This is a genomic window from Pseudomonas sp. AC229 (assembly GCF_979254655.1).
Window position 1 is genome coordinate 72,307 of the sequence record NZ_CEEDHK010000006.1, and the last position, 21,555, is coordinate 93,861.

The window sequence follows — 21,555 nt, forward strand, 5'->3', positions numbered from 1 at the left end:
AAGCGATCGGACGCCACCGTCCGATCGCCGTTGGGTTCACTTCAGGGGATCAGGTCGGCACGGCTGTTTAAGCAACGTGTCGCACGCCGGCAGCGCGCTCGGAATGTCGACGCCGGTCAGCTCGCCCAGCACCAGCCGCGACGGATGCGCATCGTCGTGCAGCACGCTGTTGCGGCTCGGGATGGAGAAGTAGTCAAAGCCATAACCACCTGTGCGCGACGGCGCGTCGATCCAGATCCGCAGCTGCGAACCTTTGCGGAACGGGTGGGAGAACGGCGGAATTTCCATCCGGCCCAACGTCGGCACATTCGGCAGCATCGGTTGCACGGAGTCCGGCGTGTCGAGCAGCCATGGGCGAAGCGCGGTGGAGCGCGCGTCGTCGAGCTTACGCGCCGACATCCGCAGCCAACCGCGCTGCACATACACTTCCTGGCCGTCGGGGCGCACTTCGGTGACGGTCACTTGCAGGTCGGTATCCGGTGCCAGAAAGGTGGTAACCCACAGGTCGGCGCTCGCGGTGCCGTAGCTCAGAAAGTCACGCGTCAGCGGCGCGCTGGTGTACGCCAGGCTGCCTTCGCGCCAGATCGGATGCTGTGGGCCCCAGGCGTTGTCCTTGAGGAAGGTGTTCACGTCCGGCCCGGGGATCGGATAGTTGTAGCCATCCGGCGCACCGCTGCCTTTGCCGTTCTCAATCAACTGGCCTTTTTCGCTGAGGGCGAAGGCCACCGGCTTTGGTTTGAGCGGGTAGCTGTCGCGCTCGATGGTCCAGGTTGGCCGCGCGGTTTCGTTGGGCTCATGGCGACCGTTGCGGTTGTCCGCCACGGTTTCTTGCCACATTTCCAGCCGTGGCGTTTTCTCGAAACCGTTGCGCTCGCCTTTGACGAAATGATCGAGGAAGGCGCCGAGCTTTTTGCGGAAGCGCTCGGACTCGTAAAGGTTGTGGCCGCCGCTGGCTTGCACCATCCACAGCTGTTTCGGATCGAGGCGCTCTTGGTAATACCCTTCGCGCGCCAGCACCGCTTCGTCTTGCCAGGCCTGCATGGACAACACCGGCACCTTGATCTGCGCCGCGCGGTCACGGGGGCTGCTGCGCTGCTCGGTCCATTCATCACGTAGCGGGTGGCGAAGCAGGTTGTACATCAGCGACGTGCTGACCACCTTGGCTTGGTTCTCGGCCACTTGCGCCAGGCAGCGCTGGTCATGTTCCGCTTCGGCGCTGGCTTTCACCGCTTGCCAGCGCTGGTCGACGAACCAGTGCCAGGTGGTGGTGAACTCCTGATTTGGCACGCCGCCAGGCGCCCAGCTGTCGCCTCGGGCATCGCCGAGCACCATGCCAGGGGCGATGGCTTTCAGGTGCTTGGGTTGCTCTTCGGCGGTCATCAGTTGCGACATGCCGGCCCACGACCAGCCGAACATGCCGATGTTGCCGTCGGACCAGCTTTGGGTCGCAGCGAATTCAATCGCGTCGCGGCCATCGGTGCCGTATTGCGGGCCCAGAAAATCGAAGGTGCCTTGTGAGCAACCGGTACCACGGGCTTGCACGCCCATGACGGCGTAGCCTTTTTCGACCAGTTCTTTGTCCATGGCGACGGAGAAGGTTTCGTTGTCACCCAAGTACGCTGGGCCGCCGATGCTGCCGGAGTCATAGCCGCTGTAGCGCACCAACACGGGGAATTTTCCCTCGGCTTTGGGCAGCAGCACGGAGTAACGCAGCTCTGTGCCGTCGGCGGCTTTCAGGTAGCCGGTCACGCGTTTGCCCCAGAACGCTTGAAAGCTGCGATCAGACGGCGGCATACCCTCATCTTCGGGCGCTTGGGCCAAGGCCACGCCGTGGGCGCCTAGCAACAAGGCCAGGCTCAATGCGCCGCAACGAAGCGGGTGTTTTAGATAGGTCGAGTACATAAGCAAACTGTCCCGCTGTGATTAAAAGTTTTTGGAAACCGACGCCACGACAGTGGCCGAACACTCACCGGCGCGCCCAAAGGCTGACATGCACTCAGCCTGCGACAGGTCGGTGTCGATGTAAGTAGCTTTCCAGTCGAGGCCAAACATCTTCTTGCTCAGCCCCACGCTCCAGTCGTAGTAGGTGCTGCGATAGTCGCCGCTGCCGTCGCGGTAGGCCATTTCGTCATGGGTGTCGCTGTAGCCGTAGCGCACGTTCAGCAGGGTTTGGTAGGGCATCGGCTGGGTGTACTCCACCCAGGTGATAATCCGGTCGTTGTCACGCTCGGGAACCTTGATACCAAACGGCGCCAGCTCTTTGGCAAGGGCATCCAGAGCCGGCGGGTTTTGCAGGTCGTTGGTGTATTTGAAACCGGCCGTGGCGCCTTTGTAGCTGAAGGTGCCGACCCATTCGTGGAAGTTCACCCAGCTGTCTTTTGGGTAGTCGTAGGCGACATACGCCAGTGAGAACCGCGTGTTTTCACTGAGCGGGCGGGCGATGCCGACGAAGTAGTCGAATTCGCGGCGGGTGTCGGTACCGAAGTCGACGTTGCTGGTGAACACGCCGGCAAACACGCCGGACGGTTTGTGAACCAGATTGGCGACGGTTTGCAGCACCGGGTTGCCCTGGGTAAGAGAGAAGCCGCCAACGCGATAGTCGCTCGCTGCGATGACGGTGAGATCCAGCATTACCTCGGGGGTCAGGTCGATGGCGTGGCTGGTGACTGAAAAACTCAGGGCGGCGCTCGCAAGGCTCCACTTGATGAGGGTGTTCATGTGTTTCTGCTCCGTTTTGTTGTGATTGATGTGGCAGAAAAAACCGCTGGCTCTTGTTGTTTTGGGTACAGCTTCGCGATGGTCATCGCTGCGCTTTGTGGGGCGCTTTTATGTTTTTCGGGCAAAACGACCCCGCCGGCTCGAAAGGCTCGAGTCGAAAATTTTTCTTATACGAAGGGGCGTCGCTCGGCGTTGCAGGTGAGGTTGCAGGTGTTGGGTGGTGACGTTCTCCGTTGCAGGTTAATAAGCGGGTCAGTGCAGGGTTTGGCTCGGCGCGAACTCAGGCATCGGACCGAATTCGGTTCCACAGCCGGGTTAACAAACGCTGCGCGGCCTTTTTCGGCGGCTCGATCTGGAACAACAGATGGCGATCGGCCTCGGGTACGAACAGGTTTTTCTCGGTCAGCAGTTCCGGGTTGATCAGCCGCGTGCTCGCCGGATTCGGATTGGGGTAGCCGATCTGATTGGTGACGCGGGCGATCACTTCCGGTTGCAGCAAGAAGTCGATGAACGCATGGGCCTGTTTGAGGTTTTTTGCCGTGGCGGGGATGACCATGTCATCCGACCATTGCAGCGTGCCCTGGCGCGGTAAGGCCATGCGGATGTCGATGCCGTTGTTCGCGGCCAGCGCCATGTTGCGCGCCGCCAGCATGCCGCCCGACCAACCCAGCGCCAGGCAGATATCGCCATTGGCGAGGTCTTGCGGGTATTTGGCGGAGTTGAAATAGCGCACGTAGGGGCGGATGGACTTCATCAACGCTTCGGCCTTGGCGTAATCCTCAGGCTTGTCGCTGCTGGGGTTCAGGCCCAGGTAATGAAGGGCGATGGGCACGACTTCGTCGGGGCTGTCGAGGATGGCCACGCCGCACTGGCTGAGTTTGGCAATGTTTTCGGGTTTGAACAGCAGGTCGTAGTCGCGCATGTCGACGTCTTTGCCCAGCACCGCTTCGACCTTGGCTTTGTTGTAGCCGAGCAGCGTGCTGCCCCACAGGTAGGGCACGGCGTAGCGGCTGCCCGGGTCGAGTTGCTGACGCTGCGCCATAAAGGCGGGGTCCAGCTGGTTGAAATGCGGTAATTGCTCGCGGTCTAGCGGTTGCAGCGCCTTGGCATTGATCAGGTTGGGCAACTGGCTGCTGCTGGGAAACGCGACGTCGTAGCCGGCCGAGCCTGTGAGCAGCTTCGCCTCCAAGGTTTGCGGGCTGTCGAATACGTCGTACAGCACGCTGATGCCAGTCTGGTCTTTGAAGTCTTGCAGCACGTCTTTGGGCAGGTATTCGATCCAGTTGTAGATCCGCAGCTCGCCACCCATTTTCTCGGCATTGGCGGCCGCCGTAACGCCGCTGAATAGCAGCCCGATCAAGCAAGTTTTCAGCACGTGGTTCATGGCAATACCTCGAAGCGGTTACAACGCGCGGGCCAGGGAACGGATGAGGCGCAGGGTGTCGACGTCCAGCACGCTCTCGGCAATGGGCAAGGACGACTGCTTGACGATGACCACCTGCTGGGCGAAGTCGACATACAAAATTTGCCCGTGAATACCCACCGCCAGCAACGCCTCGTGGGGGTATACATACCACTGGCTTTTATAGGTGGCGCCGGGACTCCACAGGGCGAAGTTTTCATTGGCGGCGTAAATCGCCGGGTCGCCGCCTTGCAGCACCGACTCGATGGCCGCTGCCGGAATGAGTTGACCCCCCTGCGCCTCGCCCTTGGCCAGCAGCAGCGAGCCGAAGCGCGCCATGTCCCGTAACGTGGCATTGAAGCCGGCACCGGCGACGTTGCGACCCCACGGGTCTGCCACGAAATAGCCGTCGCGTTCACAGCCAAGCCCTTGCCAGACGTCGCGCAACTGTTCGGCGCAGCTGCGCCCGCTGGCCCGTTCCATTACCCAGGCCAGGGCTTCGGTGGTGGCGGTTACGTAATGGAAGAAGCCGCCGTGTTCGCCGTTCTTGCGGGTGGCCGGCAGGTATTCGTAGAGCGACTGGCTGACGGTGAGGCCGGGCGGCGGCACGGTCAGCCCGCAGGCGTAGCCGAACTGCGAGCTTCCCGAGAGCGGGTCGTCATAGACCTCGTCGTAATCGATGGCGACAGCCATGTCCAACAGTTGGCGCACCGTGGCGTCACCAAAGGCGCTGCCGGTGAGTTCCGGCACATAGTGGCTGGCCAGGGCGGCGTCGCGCAGTTGCCCAGAGCCGACCATGGCTTCGGCCAACACGCCGATCAGCGACTTGGTTACGGAAAACATGATGTGGCGTTTGTGCGGCTGGTGGCCGTTGAAGTAGTGCTCTTGCACCACAGCGCCGTTTTTCATCACCAGCCAACCATCGGTGCAACTGGCTTGCAGATGCTCTTGCAGCGTGACCAGTCGACCCGCAGCGCTTTCGAAGCGGAAGTTGTCGATGGCCTGCGGCGCACTCGACAGCGGCGAACACGGCGACGCGCCGCGTTCAACGGTGATACTCGGGCGGATGCGCCCCAGGTTGTGAAACGCCCACCGGTTGTGCGGCGGGGTCATGAAGTTGTGCCACGTAACGCGGTGCTCGGCAGCGGGCGGGAACCCTTGCATCAAAGGCGCAGCGGGCGGCGCACCGTCTTCATAAGCACCCAATAAAGCCTGGGTGAATTCGCTGTTCATGGGGCATGTCTCGTCGTTGGCGATGACATGTTTTATTCATATAAATTTTTATAGTCAACTAAAAATATTGACCGCAATCTAAATTTGCCTAAAATCAGCCACTTATCAAAGCGTGCTCAGGGGACCTTGGCGTGACGGGATTACGGCAGCGACAGAAAGAACAGCGCAGGGAAGCGATAGTCGCGGCGGCGTTGGCGCTCTTCGAGACACAGGGCTTTGCTGCCACGACGGTGGAACAGATCGCGGTGCAAGCCGGCGTCTCGACGCCCACGGTATTCAATTATTTCGGCAGCAAACAGGAAATTCTCCTGGCCCTAGTCGAGCACGCCGACAAGCAAGCCATCATCGATGCGCGCTCCCAGATTCCCGATTTTGATAACGCTGTGGACGCCATGTGCCACCTCGAATCGCTAATCGTGCGGCACGAATTAAACGTCTTGCCACCGGCCATCTGGCGCGAGCTGCTGCCCCTCGGGCTGCTCAACGAACCCGCCGGCCAGTTCACCGACATGAACGCCGGGCTGATAGTCGAAATCGCCAACTTGCTGCGCGAACTACAAGGCAAAACCATGCTCAGCGCCAGCGTCGACGTCGACTTCGTCGCCTACTTCCTCAACGACTACAGCTCCATGCTGTTCATGCGCCTAGTGCAAGCCGACAAGCCCGACTTCGACGCCCACGCGCAGCGCATCCGGCAAATGACGCAGACGTTGTTTGATGGGTTGAAGCCTTGAAGGGTATCTGCGGCAACTATCCGAACACGTAGCGGAGTTCGACATCGCCTAGCTCGCCTTCTGTGACTTCTGAATAAAGTCGTAATGGGTTTGACGGGGGTCGCCGCAGAGCGAAGCGAGGAACTTCAGTACCGAAATTTCGACTTCCCTGCGCGGCGTTTTTAACTTAGCTTAACTAGGTTTTTAAGATAATCACTTCCCGCCATTTCGCTGTACCCCTTGATATTCGGGCGCTCATGCGATTTTTTTAAAGATAATCAAAAAGCGCTTTAGAGATAATTCAACATGGCCGCGTTTTCTCATCACCCGTTGGAGCTGCTAAATCCTTCTTTCGACTCCGGGTTGGCCGATGTGCTGATGGAACTGGAACAACTGCGCCGGCTCCGGCTAGAAGGTGACACGCCGCCGTCCGTTTTTTTCCAATTGAAGTCGTTGTTCCATACGCTGGAGAGCCTTGGCTCCGCTCGGATCGAAGGAAACCACACAACGCTCGCGGATTACATCGATAGCAAAGTAGAAGGGTCAGCCGACGCAACGGATCAACTTCGAGAAGTGGCGAATATTGAGAAAGCCATGGACTACGTCGAAACGGTGATGGCTCCAGGAGAGGCGCTGACCGAGCGAACAATTCGGGAACTGCACAGCATAGCCGTGCACGACCTGGAGCGAGAGGGAGACCGAACGCCCGGCACTTACCGGACCGCTGGGGTGCGTATCGCCCAGTCCGCGCACCTGCCTCCCGACGCGGTAATGGTGTCGGAATATATGGAAGAACTCGTCGCCTTCACCAACAGAAACGACCCGCCAAAATACGACTTGATGAAGGTGGCGCTCGCTCACCACCGTTTCGGCTGGATTCATCCATTTAGCAACGGCAATGGACGGGTGGTGCGTCTTCTGACTTACGCCTTGCTAATCAAGTACGGCTTCAACGTAAGCACTGGCGGGCGCGTCCTCAACCCAACGGCGGTGTTCTGTAACAACCGCGAGCAGTACTACACGATGTTGGCAACCGCCGACAAAGGGACTTCGGCCGGGTTGGAGGCTTGGTGCACTTATGTGCTCGACGGCATTCGCGTGGAGCTACAAAAGGTCGACCGCCTTACTCAATACGGGTATCTGAAAAAACACATACTTCGCCCTGCAGTGGCTATGGCTCGGGAACGGGAGTGGATTACCGAAGCCGAGCGCACGATCCTTGAGGTCGCCATCGAGAGGGGGGCGGTGAAATCTGGCGATATAGCGGCCGCGATGCCGACGCTCACCGCAGGGCAGCGTACCTATCAAATACGAAAGCTGTTGGGCCAAGGAATGCTCGTACCGAGCAGTCCCGGGGCGCGGATTTACACGATCGGGTTCTCAAACAACTTTCTAATCCGTGGTGTGATCAAGGCGCTTCGTGAAGAAGGCTTTATCCCCGAGCCGCTGGATACGCCCTAGGCGCGTAGCCCCAGGGTTACAACCCAAAATCTCTCGCCCACAAAAAAGCCCGCTCATCACGAGCGGGCTTTTTCATTTCCCAACACTCATCCGTTGAGCATCAGAACGCCGGAACGATGGCGCCTTTGTATTTCTCTTCGATGAATTTCTTCACTTCCGGAGTACGCAGGGCTTTGGCCAGTTTCTGGATGCCGTCGGAGTCTTTGTTGTCTTCACGGGCAACCAGGTTGTTGACGTAAGGCGAGTCGCTGCCTTCGATAACCAGCGCGTCCTTTTTCGGGTCGAGCTTGGCTTCCAGCGCGTAGTTGGTGTTGATCAGGGCCAGGTCAACTTGGCTCAGTACGCGCGGCAGGGTGGCTGCTTCCAGTTCGCGGAATTTCAGGCCTTTCGGGTTTTCACTGATGTCTTTGCTGGTGGCCAGGATGTTCTTGGTGTCTTTGAGCTTGATCAGGCCAGCTTTGTCGAGCAGCAGCAGGGCACGGCCGCCATTGGTGGCGTCGTTGGGGATGACCACGGTGGCGCCTTGTGGCAGCTCGTCGAGCGATTTGTATTTGCTCGAGTAAGCGCCGAAGGGTTCGACGTGAACGCCCACCACGCTGACCAGGTGAGTGCCGCGGCTTTTGTTGAATTCATTCAGGTACGGTTGGTGCTGGAAGAAGTTGGCGTCCAGACGCTTTTCGGCAACCTGTACGTTGGGTTGCACGTAGTCGGTGAAGACTTTTACTTGCAGGTCTACGCCTTCTTTGGCCAGGGCTGGCTTCACGAATTCAAGAATTTCGGCGTGGGGCACGGCGGTAGCGGCAACGGTCAGGGTTTCGGCGTGGGCGGAAAACGCCGCAACGGTGGCCAGGGCAGCGAGCAGTTTTTTCATCTCTGGGTTCCTTGTGGGATGCAGTGTTGGCGGCTAGTGGCCGCACTCGTTTAGTGACGGTTTATTCGAACGAATTGCAGTTATTTTTTGCAGCGCTATTTGCGGGAAAAGTGCACCACCAGCTTGTCGCCAACGGTTTGCAGCACTTGCACCAACACCAGCAACAAAATGACGGTAACCACCATCACATCCGGCTGGTAACGCTGGTAGCCGTAACGTACGGCCAGGTCGCCCAAACCACCGCCGCCAATCAGGCCGGACATCGCGGTGTAGGAGACCAAGGTAATCGCGGTCACGGTAATGGCCGCCACAATGCCCGGCAGCGCTTCTGGCAGCAGGGCGTTGACGACAATTTGCCGAGTCGTCGCGCCCATGGCCTGGGTGGCTTCGATAATGCCGCGGTCGACTTCACGCAGCGCGGTTTCCACCAGGCGCGCGAAGAATGGGGTGGCGCCGACTACCAGAGGCGGAATGGCCCCGGCCACGCCTAGCGAGGTGCCCGTAATCAGCACGGTCAGTGGAATCATGACGATCAGCAGAATGACGAAGGGCACCGAGCGCAGCACGTTGACCACCAGCGACAGCAGGGCATAGAAGCCTTTCTGTTCGAACATTTGCCGAGGGCTGGTGAGAAACAACAGCACGCCGAGCGGCAGGCCGAGAACCACGGTAAACAGCAGCGAACCGCCGAGCATGCTCAGGGTGTCCAGGCTCGCTTGCCAGATTTCGGCCCAGTCGACGTTAGGGAGTAGGGCGTCCATTAGCGCAGTACCTCCAAGTGCACATCACTGGTGCCGAACCGCGCGAGCGCAGCCTCGATATCGCCGCCCGTCAATGCCAGGGTGAGCTGGCCGTAGGGAGTGTCTTTGATGTGGTCGATACGGCCGGCAAGAATGCTGTAGTCCACGCCGGTTTCGCGCGCGACCACGCCCAGCAGCGGTGCGTAGGTTGCCTCGCCCTGGAACGTCAGCCGCACGATACGGCCACTGACATGGGCGAAGTCGTCGCGCTGCTCGTCTTCGTCGATCTGCTCGGCTTCCATCACGAACCGTTTGGTAGTCGGGTGTTTGGGGTGCAAGAACACGTCCGTCACCGGCCCGTGTTCGACGATAACGCCGGCATCCATGACCGCGACGCGGTCGCAGACGCGTCGGATCACGTCCATTTCGTGGGTGATGAGCACAATGGTCAGCTTCAGTTCGCGGTTGATCTGCGCCAGCAATTCCAGCACCGAGGCGGTGGTTTGCGGGTCGAGGGCGCTGGTGGCTTCGTCGCAGAGCAGAATTTTTGGCTGCGTCGCCAAGGCGCGGGCAATGCCTACGCGTTGCTTCTGACCGCCCGACAGCTGCGCCGGAAACTTCTTGGCGTGATCGGTGAGGCCGACACGCTCAAGCAATTGGTTAACGCGCTGCTCGATGGCACTGGAAGACAGCTCGCCCGCCAGCTTCAGCGGCAGGGCAATGTTGTCGGCCACGGTTTTCGAGGACAGCAAGTTGAAGTGCTGAAAGATCATGCCGACCTGCTGACGGAAGCGGCGCAGGCCATTGGCGTCGAGGCCAGTGACGTCTTCGCCGTCTACCTCGATTCGCCCGCCCGAAGGCTCTTCCAAGCGGTTGATCAAACGCAGCAGGGTACTTTTGCCGGCGCCGGAATGGCCGATGATGCCAAACACTTCGCCACTGGCGATGCGCAGGTCGGTGGGCTGCAAGGCGGCGATGTCGCGGCCGTTGACGCGATACGCCTTGTGGACGTGATGAAAGTCGATCACTCGTTAAACCTTTTGGGTTTGGCGGTCTGCCGGATAGGCATAAGTGGCGCTAGTCTAGCCGGCGCTCTATAGACCGCAAAAATCTTTGTAATCCTATGGTTATAGCTTTCGGCTCTAAGCGAGCGAAACCGTTGCCACAGTCTAGAAGGTGCTGCGGTGGAAGGTAGTGCGCTGTCGCCCGGCCGCCTGGAACACCAGCCGGACGCTGGCCTCATCCCTTGGCTTGCGGAGTGAGCAACAGGCGCGGCACTTGCTCCAGCTTGAGGGCTTGAGACAGGCGTGGACTGTAGCTCGGATCGAGGCGCTTGATCCGCGCGAGCAACAGGGACGCAACCCAGGGGTAGTCCTTGTTCTGGCGTACTTCGATGCGTACGTCGCAGTCGAAGGTCACAACATCCGCGGCCACGGCATCAAGCAGGCTGCGCAGACGTTCGTTGTCTTGGTTGTCTAGCATGGGCATCGGCACCACGCTGGAAGCGGCGCCTGGGTTGATGACGCGCGCGCTGGGTTTGGAAGGCGCGACAACCGCCTCGGCCGCCGGGGCAACTTCGGCCGTGGCCGTGGCGGCTTTGCTTTGGCGCTCGGCGGCCAGGCGTTGTTGGCGTACTTGTTCGGCTTTTTCCGCAGCTTCTTTGGCGGCGGTCTGAGCGGCGGCGCGGGCGCGCGCCTGATCAGCGGCCGAGAGTTCTGCGGCACGCGCCTGGGCAATGGAATTATCCAGGCCTTTGGTCAGCGCTGGCGCTTGCGGCATCAGGCTGCGGGCGTGGCTCAGGGCTTTGGTGGCGGTGTCGAGGTCGCCTTGCTGCAGGGCGTCGTTGCCTTGTTTCAGGTAAGCATCGGCCAACTGGCGCTGGTACTGCTCCAGGCGCGTGTCGCCCTGGGCACGCGGAGCGATAGTGGCGAGCTGGCTTTCAGCAGCGCCAAGCTGACCGTCGTTAAGACTTTGTTCCACTTGGCGGAAGGCCACGATCAACTCGTCCGGCGGCAGGCTGGCCACTTTCGGCGCCGCGCTTTGGCATGCGCCTAACAGCAGAGAAATCGCCAGAACGGGTAGATAACGGGAGGCGAACGGCTTCATCTATGCAGGTCTCGGGGTGCGCAAAAACCGGCGAGTTTACACCGCCGGGCGCGCCTGGGCGACAGGCGGCTTCAGGCGTGGCGACGGGGCAGGGCGAAGCTGAGCAGAAACAGCGCAGCGGCGCTGACGACGATGGAAGGGCCAGCCGGCGTGTCTTTGAACCACGACAGCGACAACCCGGCGCACACCGCCACCAACCCCAGCACGCTGGCGCCACCCGCCATTTGCTCAGGCGTGCGCGAATGGCGCTGCGCAGCGGCTGCCGGGATGATCAGCAACGAGGTGATCAACAACACACCGACGATTTTCATGGCCACGGCAATCACCACCGCAATCAACAACATCAGCGCCAGGCGCAGGCCGGCCACGGGCAGGCCTTCAACCTTGGCCAGCTCTTCATGCACGGTGACCGCCAGCAGCGGCCGCCACATCACCGTCAACGCGACCAGCACCAACGCGCTGCCGCCGAGAATCCAGGCGAGGTCGGCGCTACTCACGGCCAGCAGGTCGCCGAACAGATAGCCCATCAGGTCGATGCGCACATCGTGCATAAAGCTCAGTACTACTAGCCCCAGCGACAACGTGGTCGGCGCCAGAATCCCCAGCAGCGTGTCGGAGGCCAGCGGTTGGCGCTGCTGCAAGGTCAGCAACAACAGGGCGAGCAGCACGCAGCCCACGGTGACCGCCACGGTTGGGCTGACATCCAGCAAAAAGCCCAGGGCCACGCCGAGCAGCGCGGCGTGGGACAACGTGTCGCCGAAATAGGCCATGCGCCGCCACACCACAAACGAACCCAGCGGGCCCGCGACGAGCGCCAGCGCGAGACCGGCGAGCAATGCGTTAACGAGGAAATCAGGCATGGTTGCAGCCGTCTCCGTGTACATGCGGCTGCACCTGACCATGGATGCGCAAACCGTTTGCGGCGGGCGCGTCGGTCACCACGCCGCCGTGGAGGTCATGGGCGTGGTCGTGGTGGTGGTGGTAAATCGCCAGGTCCTGGGCGTCCTTTCCGAACAGCTCGGCGAAGGCCGGATCGCCGCTGACCTGCTCGGGATGCCCGGAGCAGCAGACATGGCGGTTAAGGCACACCACTTGGTCGGTGGTACTCATGACCAGATGCAAATCGTGGGAGACCATCAGTACGCCGCAGCCGTGGCGGTCGCGCAGACGGGTAATCAAGCGGTACAGATCGGCTTGGCCGGCCACGTCGACGCCTTGCACGGGTTCGTCCAGCACCAGCAACTCGGGCTTGCGCAACAACGCACGGGCTAACAGTACGCGCTGCAGTTCGCCGCCGGAGATGCTCTGCAAGGGGCTGTCGATCACCTGGCTGGCGCCCACTTCTTCCAGCGCGGCCGCCGCTAAAGTGCGGTCGACCTTGGGCACCAGGCGCAAAAAACGCAGCACGGTGAGCGGTAGGGTCGGGTCAACGTGGAGTTTTTGCGGCATATAGCCGATGCGCAGTTTAGGCTTGCGCCAGACGCTGCCCACCTCGGTTTTCAGCAAGCCCAGCACGGCGCGCACCAGGGTGGTTTTGCCTGCGCCGTTGGGGCCGATCAGCGTGACGATTTCGCCAGGCTGCACGCTCAGTTGCACGTCGCTGAGCACGGCCTGACCGGCAAAACTGACGCCGACGCCATCAAGGCGGATTAAAGCCTCGCTCATGACTTTTTCTGACAGCCGGAGCAGACGCCAACCACTTCCACAGTCTGGCTTTCAACGGTGAAGCCCACGTCGCTGGCGCCAGCCACAATGGCTTGGCTGATGGCGTCGTTGGACAGCTCGATGGCAGCGCTACAGGTGCGACAAATCAAAAACTGACCTTGGTGCGCGTGAGCAGGGTGGTTGCAGCCGACGAAGGCGTTGAGCGAGGCGATGCGGTGCACCAGGCCGTTTTCAAGCAAGAAATCCAGGGCGCGGTACACGGTCGGCGGCGCGGCGCGGCGGCCGTCCTGCTCGGTCAGCACGCCGAGAATGTCGTACGCACCCAGCGGTTTATGGCTTTGCCACACCAGCTCCAGCACACGACGGCGCAAGGCAGTAAGGCGCAAACCGGCGCGCTCGCAGATAGCGTCCGCCTCGGTGAGGGCGTTGTGCACGCAGTGGGAATGGTCGTGGGGACGTGAAGCCAAAGGTGTAAAGATCATTGGGCGGCGACGGCTGGTGAGAGAGACGTTATTCTATAACCCTTTTCCCGGCGAGTGTGTTCCCGTGTCGCGTTTCCTTGTGATCTTTCTGCTGTTTTTTTGCGCAACCGCCCACGCCGATGTGCGCGTTCTCACCAGCATTAAACCGCTTCAGCTGATAGCGGCTGCGGTGCAAGACGGTGTAGGCACACCCGAGGTGTTGCTGCCGCCCGGCGCATCGCCACATAACTATGCGCTGCGCCCTTCGGACGTTCGACGCGTGGCTGAGGTTCAGTTGCTCTACTGGATCGGCCCCGACATGGAGAGCTTTCTGCCGCGCGTATTGAAGAGTCGCACCTTGCCGACTGTGGCGGTGCAAGACCTGCCAGCCCTAAGCCTGCGTCATTTCGGCGAAAGCCATGACCATGTCGACGAGGCCGGCCACAGCGGCGACACCGATGAGCACGACCATGATCACCAACCCGGCAGCCTGGATGCGCACTTGTGGTTGCTGCCGGCCAACGCACGGGTGATCGCCGAACGCATGGCGGCCGATCTCAGCGCAGCGGACCCGGCCAACGCGGCGCGGTACCAAGCCAACCTGAAGGCGTTTACCGAGCGGTTAAGCGCGCTGGATCAACGCCTGAAACAGCGCGTGGCGGGGGTGGCGGGCAAGCCTTATTTCGTCTTCCACGAAGCCTTCGATTACTTCGAATCGGCCTACGGCCTGAAGCACGCTGGTGTATTCAGCATTGCCAGCGAAGTGCAGCCGGGCGCCCAGCACGTGGCGGCCATGCGCGAGCGTTTGCAGCAAGCCGGACCAACTTGCGTGTTCAGCGAGCCACCGCTGCGCCCGCGCTTGGTCAACACGCTGAGCGCCGGTTTGCCGGTGCGCCTGGCAGAGTTGGACGCATTGGGTGGGAAGGAAATCGCGGTAGACGCTCACGGGTATGAGCGTCTATTGGAAACCTTGGGCGACGAGCTGGCGGGTTGCTTGGAAGCGCTGTGAGCTACAGCGCAAACGGCAGCGACAGGAGCACATCCTGGCGCTGCGCCAGGCGACGGCGGAACTCGTCGGGGTTGTGGATAAGCACATCCTGACCGGCGAACGATTCGGCTGCGATCAGCCGCGAAATCCAGAAGCGCAGGCACGCCACGCGAAGCATCACGGGCCACAGCTCCGCTTCTTTCGGCGTGAATGGACGCAGCGCCGCATACGCACCGAGCAACGCCCTGGCGCGCGGGCCGTCGAGCTCGCCGGTGGCGCTGGAGCACCAGTCATTCACGGCAATGGCGACGTCATACAGCATCGGCCCCGAGCAGGCGTTGTAGAAGTCGATCAAACCCGCCAGCGTCGTGCCGTCGAACAACACGTTGTCGCGAAACAGGTCAGCGTGCAGGTTGGCGCGAGGCAGGTCGAATATGGCGTGGTAGTGGGTTTCAACGTCTTTTAACGCGTCGGCCATCAGCGCTTGGTCGGCCATATCGAGTTTGGCCAGCAGTGGCGCACCGTCGCTTCGCATCCAGTCCAGTCCACGGTCGCTGCGGCGTTCCAGTACCTTGCCGCGCGTGGCGTTGTGCAAGTTGGCCAGCAGCGTGCCCACTTCCGCGCAGTGGTGAGCATTGGGCTGCTCTACATGTTTACCGGCCAAGCGCGGCTGTAGCAGCGCCGGTTTGCCGGCCAGGCTGCGCAACGCCTCGCCATCGCGGGTGCGCAGGGCGTAGGGCACCGGCAGCCCAGCGTCGTGCAGGGTGTCGAGCAGTTCGATGAAAAACGGCAGATCGCCAATCGGCCCGCGTTCTACGAGGGTGAGCACAAACTCGCCCTGCTCCAGGCTGACAAAGAAATTGCTGTTCTCGCTGCCGGCGCTGATGCCTTGAAAGTCGCGCAACTGGCCAAGGCCGTAAGGCGCTACAAAAGCTTCCAGCTCAGGACGGCTGAGGGGGGTGAATACCGACATCGAGAACCTGCCAACTGCTTATAAGGAGGGTGGAGTTAGGCGCCGCTTACCATTTGAAGATTTCCCAGGCAGGAATCAGCATGTCTGGATTGTCGGAGCGGATGAAATTGCCGTCGCTGCCATCGGCGCGTACCAGGAAGTAGGGCTTGCCGCCTTTGGGCGTGACCTTGATGGCGTACAGGAAACCGTTCTGGCGGTACTCCTGAATGGTCTTGTCGCCGTCCTGGCGGATGGTTACGTCCGGATCGCCGCTCACCGGTTCGTCTTCGGCGTAAGCGTTCAGCGAGCCCGCAGCGAGCAAGCCGGCCAGCAGTAAGCTAGAAAGAGTGCGCATGGTAACCTTGTCCCTTTGTTGTCAACGGTGCGGCCATTCTAACAGGCCGCCGCGAAACTACTGACGTGGCATTCAGACGCCCCGGCTTGGCCTTCTGCAAACATTGCCCCACGCACCGTTGCTCGCTACATTTTTCAGCTGTCCGTACACCACGGCCCGTCTTATAGGTTGATTCCGCGCATGTCTCAGACTCCTCTCGTCCTCGTAGACGGTTCGTCCTACCTTTACCGCGCTTTCCACGCTTTGCCGCCGCTGACCACGTCCAAAGGCTTGCCCACCGGCGCCGTTAAAGGCGTGCTGAACATGCTGAAAAGCCTGCGCAAGCAGTACCCGCAGAGTCCGTTTGCGGTGGTATTCGACGCGAAGGGCGGCACCTTTCGCGACGAGCTGTTTGCCGATTACAAAGCTAATCGCCCGTCCATGCCGGATGACCTTCGCGTGCAGATCGAGCCGCTGCATGCCAGCGTGCGCGCCCTTGGTTATCCGCTGCTTTGCGTGGAGGGCGTGGAGGCCGATGACGTTATCGGTACGCTGGCCCGGCAATGCGCTGCCCAAGGCCGCGACGTGGTTATTTCTACGGGCGACAAGGACATGGCCCAACTGGTTTGCCCGCACGTTACGTTGGTCAACACCATGTCGGGAAGCGTCTACGACATTGATGGCGTTAAGGAGAAATTCGGTGTCGGTCCTGAGCTGATCATCGATTACCTGGCGCTGATGGGTGACAAGGTCGACAACATTCCAGGCGTGCCCGGCGTCGGCGAGAAAACCGCCGTTGGGCTGCTGGTGGGTGTGGGTGGCGGCCTCGACGTGCTCTACGCCAACCTCGACAAGGTGCCAGAGCTGCCCATTCGCGGCGCCAAAGCGTTGCCGGCCAAGCTGCTCGAACACAAAGAGATGGCCTTTCTTTCCTATCAGTTGGCGACCATCAAGCTGGACGTGCCGCTGGATATCGAAATCGAAAGCCTGCACCCCGGCGAGCAAGACCGCGTAGCCCTGGCGGCGCTGTATTCCCTACTGGAATTCAAGAGCGGTTTGGACGAACTGGCGCGCGACGCCAAGGCCGCCGACATTGCCGCCATTCGCTCCGGCGGTTTTACGGGCGGGCTGTTCGATGAGCCTGCCAATGTGGGCGCAGCAAACGCGTTGGCAGAAGACACGGAGCCGGCGCCAGCGGTGAGCGCTAATTACGAAACCGTGCTCGAGGCCGAGCGCTTTGCGGTATGGCTGGAAAAACTGCACAAGGCCGACCTGATTGCCTTCGATACCGAAACCACCGGCCTTGATGCTCAGCAGTCGCAGCTGGTGGGGCTTTCGTTCGCCGTGCAACCCAACGAAGCGGCCTACATTCCACTGACCCATTCGTACATGGGCGTACCGGCCCAGCTTGATCGCGATTCGGTGCTGCGCGCGCTCAAACCGATTCTGGAAGACCCGCACAAAGCCAAGGTCGGCCAGCACGCGAAATACGACATCAACGTGTTGGCGAACTGCGCCATCGGCGGCGACCCCGAGCAGGGCATCCATGTGCGAGGGCTGAAGTTCGACAGCATGCTCGAATCCTATGTGCTCGACTCGGTGGCCACGCGCCATAACATGGATGCGCTGGCGCTCAAGTACCTCGATCACACCACCATCGCGTTCGAAGAGATTGCCGGCAAAGGCGCCAAGCAGCTGACGTTCGACCAGATTTCGCTTGAGCAAGCAGGGCCTTACGCGGCAGAAGACGCCGACATCACCCTGCGTCTGCATCAAACGCTGTGGAAAAAACTGGAAGCAACGCCGACTCTTGCCAAGGTACTTAACGACATTGAGATGCCGCTGGTACCGGTGCTCGCGCGCATCGAACGCAACGGTGCGCTGGTGGACGCGAATCTGCTCGGCATTCAAAGCCATGAGCTGGGCGAGAAAATGGTCCAGCTGGAGCGTGAGGCGTTTGCCATCGCAGGTGAAGAATTTAACCTGGGCTCGCCCAAACAGCTGGGCGTGATTCTGTACGAAAAGCTTGGCTTGCCGATTCTGAGCAAAACCGCGAAAGGTCAGGCATCCACTGCGGAAGCCGTGTTGGCCGAGCTGGCGGAGCAGGACTTTCCGCTGCCTAAGGTGCTGATGCAGTACCGCTCGATGAGCAAGCTAAAAAGCACCTACACCGACCGCCTGCCGGAACAGATCAATCCGCGCACCGGGCGTATTCACACGTCTTACCATCAGGCGGTGACGGCGACGGGGCGGCTGTCTTCGACCGATCCGAACTTGCAGAACATTCCGATTCGTACGGCGGAAGGGCGCCGCATTCGCCAGGCCTTTATCGCGCCGCCGGGTTATCAGTTGCTCGCGGCGGACTATTCGCAAATTGAGCTGCGCATCATGGCGCACCTGGCTCAAGACGAAGGCTTGTTGCATGCCTTCCGCAACGACCTGGACGTACACCGCGCCACCGCAGCGGAAGTGTTTGGCGTCGAACTGGAAGAGGTCACCATCGACCAGCGCCGCAGCGCCAAGGCCATTAACTTCGGCCTGATTTACGGCATGAGCGCGTTTGGCCTGGCCAAGCAGATCGGCGTCGACCGCAAGCAGTCGCAGGCCTATATCGACCGCTACTTCACCCGTTACCCGGGCGTGTTGGCGTACATGGAACGCACCCGCGAGCAGGCCAGCGAGCAGGGTTATGTCGAAACGTTGTTTGGGCGTCGCTTGTACTTGCCGGAAATCCACTCCAAAAATGCCGGTTTGCGCAAAGGCGCCGAGCGCACGGCGATCAACGCGCCGATGCAGGGCACCGCGGCCGACATCATTAAACGGGCGATGGTGAAGGTGGATAACTGGCTTACGGAATCGGGGCTGGATGCCAAAGTTATTCTGCAAGTGCACGACGAATTGGTGCTCGAAGTGCGCGAAGACCTGGTCGACACCGTGAGCGCGGAAATTCGCCAGCGCATGAGCGAAGCCGCTGAACTGGATGTGCCGCTGTTGGTTGAGGTCGGAACCGGCGCTAACTGGGACGAAGCGCACTAGAAAGGGCGTCTTGGGCATTTTTCTGCTGCGGCATAACGCCGCACAGAAACCGAAAGCTAGGAAGCTAACGGAATTACCAAGACACTTTTTATTACTAACCGGTTTTAAGGGGCCGGTGAACTTTCCACAAATGGGGGCGGTCAGAGTTACTGAATGGCTGATGAAGCCCTTCGGTGCTCCTATGTTGTGTTAAGTGTTGGCAGATATCTGAGCCCCGCCCTAGCGGTTCAGACCCTTAAACCCCGAGCCTCTCCCTCCCCATACGAAGCTCGGGGTTTTTTTTGCCTGCGATTTACTCGGCCACCACCGTGTCTTCCAGCTCCATCCAGCGAGCCAGCACGGCCTGGGCCTCTTCAATGCCCTGACGCTTGGGCGCCGAAAACAACTGAATACTCACCCCGTCGCCCCAGCCTTTGCGTAGGTCTGTCTGCACTTTTAGCAATGCATTCTTGGCGGCACCGTAGGCCAGCTTGTCGGCCTTGGTCAGCAGGATATGCATAGGCATTTCGCTGGCTGCGGACCAGTCGAGCATCAACCGATCAAACTCGGTGAGCGGGTGGCGAATGTCCATCATCAGCATCAGCCCTTTGAGGCTCTCGCGGCTGCCCAGGTAGGCTTCGAGGTGGCGCTGCCAGTGCAGCTTCAGTGGAATCGGCACCTTGGCGTAGCCGTAACCGGGCAAATCGACGAGGCGGCGTTCTTCGTCCAGGCGGAAAAAGTTCAGCAGTTGCGTGCGGCCCGGCGTTTTGGAAGTGCGGGCGAGGGCGGCGTGAGTCAGCGTGTTGAGCGCGCTGGATTTGCCGGCATTGGAGCGGCCGGCAAAGGCCACTTCGTAGCCTTGGTCGTCCGGGCATTGATCAACTTTTGCGGCGCTGATCATGAACGCAGCCTGTTGGCACAGACCGATGATGGGGTTTTTGGCTTGCATCGAATTTTCCGGTGAGGGCGGTGCCAGTAGGTGGCCCGGCGTGCGGTGTCGTTTCCGTTTCGGTGACGCCAGTATATAATGCCGCAGATTTTGTGTGCGCTTTGTCCGGTATAAGGGCAAGCATTTGCAGGAAGGATTTACCGATTTCGCTCACCAGAATGCGGAACGTTCCTCACTGATGAGGTTGATCTGATGAAGTTGTTACTGCTCACAGCCACTACCCTGTTGTTGTCCTCCATGGCTCACGCAGCCCAGGACCCGGAAGCGGTATTCAACCGTTCCTGTGGAGCCTGCCATAATGGACAACTGCCGATGGCCCCTAAAAAAGGTGACACGGCTGCTTGGACCCCGCGGTTGGCCCAAGGCATGGATACGCTGGTGAAGCATGTAACCGATGGATTTAACGCCATGCCGCCTCGCGGCTTGTGCACCGACTGTAGCGCTGAAGACTTCCAAGCCGTCATCCACTGGATGAGCAAGTAAGCCACGCGTTGATTCTCTCCCTTTAGCCGTAATTGGATTAGCTGATGAACAAAGTACTCGTGAGTCTGCTGTTGACCCTGGGCATCACCGGTATGGCTCATGCCGCAGGCGACGCCGCTGTAGGTCAAGGCAAAGCAGCTGTATGTGGCGCTTGCCACGGTGCCGACGGCAACAGCCCTGCGCCAAACTTCCCGAAACTGGCAGGCCAAGGCGAGCGCTACCTGCTCAAGCAACTGAAAGACATCAAATCCGGCAACCGCGTGGTGCTGGAAATGACCGGCATCCTCACCCCCCTGAGCGATCAGGACCTGGCAGACATCGCTGCCTACTTCTCCAGCCAGAAAATGAGCGTCGGCACAGCCGATCCGAAACTGGTGGCGCGCGGTCAGGAAATCTTCCGCGGCGGCAACCTGGAAACCGGCATGCCAGCGTGCACCGGTTGCCATTCGCCAGACGGCGCCGGCAACGCGGCCGCTGGCTTCCCGCATTTGGGCGGCCAACACGCCACATATGTCGCCAAGCAGCTGACTAACTTCCGCGAAGGCGAGCGCACTAACGATGGCGACAGCATGATCATGCGCGGCATTGCAGCTAAGCTGAGCAACAAGGATATCGCGGCGGTATCCAGCTACATCCAGGGCCTGCATTAATCGCGCAACGGTAATATCCGGTACGCATTAGCGGGCAGAAAAGGGTGGCGAAAGCCACCCTTTTTCGTTGGAGCCGCCAGTACAATGTTGGCCCTCAACCGGGAACCCGCCGTCAGGCAATCGGTCGAAATCCAGCTCGCTATCGGGCGAGTTTTATCCGCCAAGGAGTAAAGCATGCGTAACCTGATTTTCAGCGCTGTCCTCGCTACCGCGAGCCTGATCGGCATGACTGCGACCGCCACCGCCGCGCAGCCGATCGAAGCCGGCAAACAATATGTCGAGCTCAGCAGCCCTGTTCCGGTTTCCAAGCCCGGCAAAATCGAAGTCGTTGAATTGTTCTGGTACGGCTGCCCGCACTGCTACCACTTCGAGCCCACCATCAACCCATGGATCAAAAAACTGCCTGCCGATGTTCACTTCATCCGCATTCCAGCCATGTTCGGCGGCGTGTGGGATGCCCACGGCCAGCTGTTCGTGACCCTCGAGTCCATGGGCGTTGAAGAAAAAGTACACGGCGCCATTTTCGACGCCATTCAAAACCAAGGTAAAAAGCTCGCCAAGCCTGAAGAAATGGCTGATTTCCTCGCCACTCAGGGCATCGATAAAGACGAGTTCCTCAAGGCCTATAACTCCTTCGGCGTGAAGAGCCAGGTCGAGAAAGACAAGAAGTTGGCGCTGGCTTATCAAATCAGTGGCGTACCGACCATGATCGTCAACGGTAAATACCGTTTCGACATCGGCTCGGCCGGCGGCCCGGATCAAGCCCTGCAAGTGGCTGATCAATTGATCGCCAAAGAACGCGCAGCGAAGTAAC

The 21,555-nt window shown here is 60.3% G+C and carries 21 protein-coding genes; 7 read left to right on the top strand and 14 right to left on the bottom strand.

Going from position 1 to position 21,555, the window contains the following annotated elements; all coding sequences use genetic code 11:
• Nucleotides 1-36: 36 nt before the first annotated feature.
• The 4 genes from AC0IW7_RS09955 to AC0IW7_RS09970 form a co-directional block, all read right to left on the bottom strand.
• Entirely contained in the window at nt 37-1,902 is a 1,866-nt protein-coding gene (locus AC0IW7_RS09955) for a CocE/NonD family hydrolase (RefSeq protein ID WP_471817555.1), read from the bottom strand.
• 21 nt (nt 1,903-1,923) lie between these two features.
• Nucleotides 1,924-2,718: a TorF family putative porin gene (locus tag AC0IW7_RS09960; RefSeq protein ID WP_471817557.1), complete on the bottom strand. Its 795-nt coding sequence runs from the start codon at nt 2,716-2,718 to the stop codon at nt 1,924-1,926.
• 280 nt (nt 2,719-2,998) lie between these two features.
• Nucleotides 2,999-4,102, bottom strand: coding sequence for an extracellular solute-binding protein (locus AC0IW7_RS09965; RefSeq protein ID WP_471817559.1), 1,104 nt, complete (start codon nt 4,100-4,102; stop codon nt 2,999-3,001).
• Nucleotides 4,103-4,120: 18 nt separating this feature from the next.
• Complete coding sequence (locus AC0IW7_RS09970) at nt 4,121-5,353, bottom strand: serine hydrolase domain-containing protein (protein ID WP_471817561.1); 1,233 nt, start codon at nt 5,351-5,353, stop codon at nt 4,121-4,123.
• Between the two features lie 131 nt (nt 5,354-5,484).
• On the opposite strand from AC0IW7_RS09970, the gene AC0IW7_RS09975 reads away from it, so the two are divergent.
• Nucleotides 5,485-6,087, top strand: coding sequence for a TetR/AcrR family transcriptional regulator (locus AC0IW7_RS09975; RefSeq protein ID WP_471817563.1), 603 nt, complete (start codon nt 5,485-5,487; stop codon nt 6,085-6,087).
• 285 nt (nt 6,088-6,372) lie between these two features.
• Nucleotides 6,373-7,527 carry a Fic family protein gene (locus AC0IW7_RS09980; RefSeq protein ID WP_471817565.1) on the top strand — a complete coding sequence of 385 codons (1,155 nt, stop codon included), beginning with the start codon at nt 6,373-6,375 and terminating at the stop codon, nt 7,525-7,527.
• A 100-nt stretch (nt 7,528-7,627) separates the two neighbouring features.
• Here the strand turns inward: AC0IW7_RS09980 and AC0IW7_RS09985 are convergent, their stop codons facing one another.
• The 7 genes from AC0IW7_RS09985 to AC0IW7_RS10015 all read right to left on the bottom strand — a co-directional run bounded on the left by AC0IW7_RS09985 (nt 7,628) and on the right by AC0IW7_RS10015 (nt 13,391).
• Nucleotides 7,628-8,398 (bottom strand): MetQ/NlpA family ABC transporter substrate-binding protein, encoded by a 771-nt coding sequence (locus tag AC0IW7_RS09985; RefSeq protein ID WP_463550994.1) that lies wholly within the window; start codon nt 8,396-8,398, stop codon nt 7,628-7,630.
• Between the two features lie 95 nt (nt 8,399-8,493).
• Complete coding sequence (locus tag AC0IW7_RS09990) at nt 8,494-9,159, bottom strand: methionine ABC transporter permease (protein ID WP_463540570.1); 666 nt, start codon at nt 9,157-9,159, stop codon at nt 8,494-8,496.
• On the bottom strand, nt 9,159-10,166 hold the full coding sequence (locus tag AC0IW7_RS09995; protein WP_471817567.1) for a methionine ABC transporter ATP-binding protein: 1,008 nt from the start codon (nt 10,164-10,166) through the stop codon (nt 9,159-9,161). The genes AC0IW7_RS09990 and AC0IW7_RS09995 overlap by 1 nt, the downstream gene beginning before the upstream one ends.
• Before the next feature lie 211 nt (nt 10,167-10,377).
• The gene (locus AC0IW7_RS10000) at nt 10,378-11,244 is read right to left on the bottom strand and encodes a PA5502 family lipoprotein (RefSeq protein ID WP_471817569.1); all 867 of its coding nucleotides are present in this window, start codon (nt 11,242-11,244) and stop codon (nt 10,378-10,380) included.
• 71 nt (nt 11,245-11,315) lie between these two features.
• Entirely contained in the window at nt 11,316-12,104 is a 789-nt protein-coding gene (znuB, locus tag AC0IW7_RS10005) for a zinc ABC transporter permease subunit ZnuB (protein WP_463540573.1), read from the bottom strand.
• A complete protein-coding gene (gene znuC, locus AC0IW7_RS10010; protein WP_471817571.1) occupies nt 12,097-12,909 on the bottom strand; it encodes a zinc ABC transporter ATP-binding protein ZnuC in 813 nt (270 codons plus the stop codon). The genes znuB and znuC overlap by 8 nt, the downstream gene beginning before the upstream one ends.
• Entirely contained in the window at nt 12,906-13,391 is a 486-nt protein-coding gene (locus AC0IW7_RS10015; protein WP_122492239.1) for a Fur family transcriptional regulator, read from the bottom strand. The genes znuC and AC0IW7_RS10015 overlap by 4 nt, the downstream gene beginning before the upstream one ends.
• A gap of 64 nt (nt 13,392-13,455) precedes the next feature.
• Here AC0IW7_RS10015 and znuA point away from each other — a divergent pair, with 64 nt between their 5' ends.
• Nucleotides 13,456-14,379, top strand: a complete 924-nt coding sequence (gene znuA, locus AC0IW7_RS10020; protein ID WP_471817573.1) for a zinc ABC transporter substrate-binding protein ZnuA — start codon at nt 13,456-13,458, stop codon at nt 14,377-14,379.
• Nucleotide 14,380: 1 nt separating this feature from the next.
• On the opposite strand, the gene AC0IW7_RS10025 is transcribed toward znuA, so the two are convergent.
• Together AC0IW7_RS10025 and AC0IW7_RS10030 are read right to left on the bottom strand one after the other, a co-directional pair.
• A complete protein-coding gene (locus tag AC0IW7_RS10025; RefSeq protein WP_471817574.1) occupies nt 14,381-15,331 on the bottom strand; it encodes a homoserine kinase in 951 nt (316 codons plus the stop codon).
• A gap of 46 nt (nt 15,332-15,377) precedes the next feature.
• Nucleotides 15,378-15,665, bottom strand: coding sequence for a DUF2782 domain-containing protein (locus tag AC0IW7_RS10030; protein ID WP_122492242.1), 288 nt, complete (start codon nt 15,663-15,665; stop codon nt 15,378-15,380).
• 180 nt (nt 15,666-15,845) lie between these two features.
• On the opposite strand from AC0IW7_RS10030, the gene polA reads away from it, so the two are divergent.
• Nucleotides 15,846-18,680, top strand: a complete 2,835-nt coding sequence (polA, locus tag AC0IW7_RS10035) for a DNA polymerase I (protein ID WP_471817575.1) — start codon at nt 15,846-15,848, stop codon at nt 18,678-18,680.
• Between the two features lie 292 nt (nt 18,681-18,972).
• On the opposite strand, the gene yihA is transcribed toward polA, so the two are convergent.
• Nucleotides 18,973-19,608, bottom strand: coding sequence for a ribosome biogenesis GTP-binding protein YihA/YsxC (gene yihA, locus AC0IW7_RS10040; protein WP_122492243.1), 636 nt, complete (start codon nt 19,606-19,608; stop codon nt 18,973-18,975).
• Nucleotides 19,609-19,800: 192 nt separating this feature from the next.
• On the opposite strand from yihA, the gene AC0IW7_RS10045 reads away from it, so the two are divergent.
• From AC0IW7_RS10045 to AC0IW7_RS10055, 3 genes are all read left to right on the top strand, one after another.
• A complete protein-coding gene (locus tag AC0IW7_RS10045) occupies nt 19,801-20,091 on the top strand; it encodes a c-type cytochrome (protein ID WP_471817577.1) in 291 nt (96 codons plus the stop codon).
• A gap of 44 nt (nt 20,092-20,135) precedes the next feature.
• Nucleotides 20,136-20,741 carry a c-type cytochrome gene (locus tag AC0IW7_RS10050; protein WP_471817579.1) on the top strand — a complete coding sequence of 202 codons (606 nt, stop codon included), beginning with the start codon at nt 20,136-20,138 and terminating at the stop codon, nt 20,739-20,741.
• Between the two features lie 174 nt (nt 20,742-20,915).
• The gene (locus tag AC0IW7_RS10055; protein WP_471817581.1) at nt 20,916-21,554 is read left to right on the top strand and encodes a thiol:disulfide interchange protein DsbA/DsbL; all 639 of its coding nucleotides are present in this window, start codon (nt 20,916-20,918) and stop codon (nt 21,552-21,554) included.
• The last annotated feature ends 1 nt before the right edge of the window (nt 21,555 follow it).

What these genes read in the sequence shown, in the direction of transcription:
- AC0IW7_RS09955 (WP_471817555.1), bottom strand. Translation starts at nt 1,902, where the DNA reads ATGTACTCGACCTATCTAAAACACCCGCTTCGTTGCGGCGCATTGAGC.
- AC0IW7_RS09960 (WP_471817557.1), bottom strand. Translation starts at nt 2,718, where the DNA reads ATGAACACCCTCATCAAGTGGAGCCTTGCGAGCGCCGCCCTGAGTTTT.
- AC0IW7_RS09965 (WP_471817559.1), bottom strand. Translation starts at nt 4,102, where the DNA reads ATGAACCACGTGCTGAAAACTTGCTTGATCGGGCTGCTATTCAGCGGC.
- AC0IW7_RS09970 (WP_471817561.1), bottom strand. Translation starts at nt 5,353, where the DNA reads ATGAACAGCGAATTCACCCAGGCTTTATTGGGTGCTTATGAAGACGGT.
- AC0IW7_RS09980 (WP_471817565.1), top strand. Translation starts at nt 6,373, where the DNA reads ATGGCCGCGTTTTCTCATCACCCGTTGGAGCTGCTAAATCCTTCTTTC.
- AC0IW7_RS09985 (WP_463550994.1), bottom strand. Translation starts at nt 8,398, where the DNA reads ATGAAAAAACTGCTCGCTGCCCTGGCCACCGTTGCGGCGTTTTCCGCC.
- AC0IW7_RS09990 (WP_463540570.1), bottom strand. Translation starts at nt 9,159, where the DNA reads ATGGACGCCCTACTCCCTAACGTCGACTGGGCCGAAATCTGGCAAGCG.
- AC0IW7_RS10000 (WP_471817569.1), bottom strand. Translation starts at nt 11,244, where the DNA reads ATGAAGCCGTTCGCCTCCCGTTATCTACCCGTTCTGGCGATTTCTCTG.
- znuB (WP_463540573.1), bottom strand. Translation starts at nt 12,104, where the DNA reads ATGCCTGATTTCCTCGTTAACGCATTGCTCGCCGGTCTCGCGCTGGCG.
- znuC (WP_471817571.1), bottom strand. Translation starts at nt 12,909, where the DNA reads ATGAGCGAGGCTTTAATCCGCCTTGATGGCGTCGGCGTCAGTTTTGCC.
- AC0IW7_RS10015 (WP_122492239.1), bottom strand. Translation starts at nt 13,391, where the DNA reads ATGATCTTTACACCTTTGGCTTCACGTCCCCACGACCATTCCCACTGC.
- AC0IW7_RS10025 (WP_471817574.1), bottom strand. Translation starts at nt 15,331, where the DNA reads ATGTCGGTATTCACCCCCCTCAGCCGTCCTGAGCTGGAAGCTTTTGTA.
- AC0IW7_RS10030 (WP_122492242.1), bottom strand. Translation starts at nt 15,665, where the DNA reads ATGCGCACTCTTTCTAGCTTACTGCTGGCCGGCTTGCTCGCTGCGGGC.
- polA (WP_471817575.1), top strand. Translation starts at nt 15,846, where the DNA reads ATGTCTCAGACTCCTCTCGTCCTCGTAGACGGTTCGTCCTACCTTTAC.
- yihA (WP_122492243.1), bottom strand. Translation starts at nt 19,608, where the DNA reads ATGCAAGCCAAAAACCCCATCATCGGTCTGTGCCAACAGGCTGCGTTC.
- AC0IW7_RS10045 (WP_471817577.1), top strand. Translation starts at nt 19,801, where the DNA reads ATGAAGTTGTTACTGCTCACAGCCACTACCCTGTTGTTGTCCTCCATG.
- AC0IW7_RS10050 (WP_471817579.1), top strand. Translation starts at nt 20,136, where the DNA reads ATGAACAAAGTACTCGTGAGTCTGCTGTTGACCCTGGGCATCACCGGT.
- AC0IW7_RS10055 (WP_471817581.1), top strand. Translation starts at nt 20,916, where the DNA reads ATGCGTAACCTGATTTTCAGCGCTGTCCTCGCTACCGCGAGCCTGATC.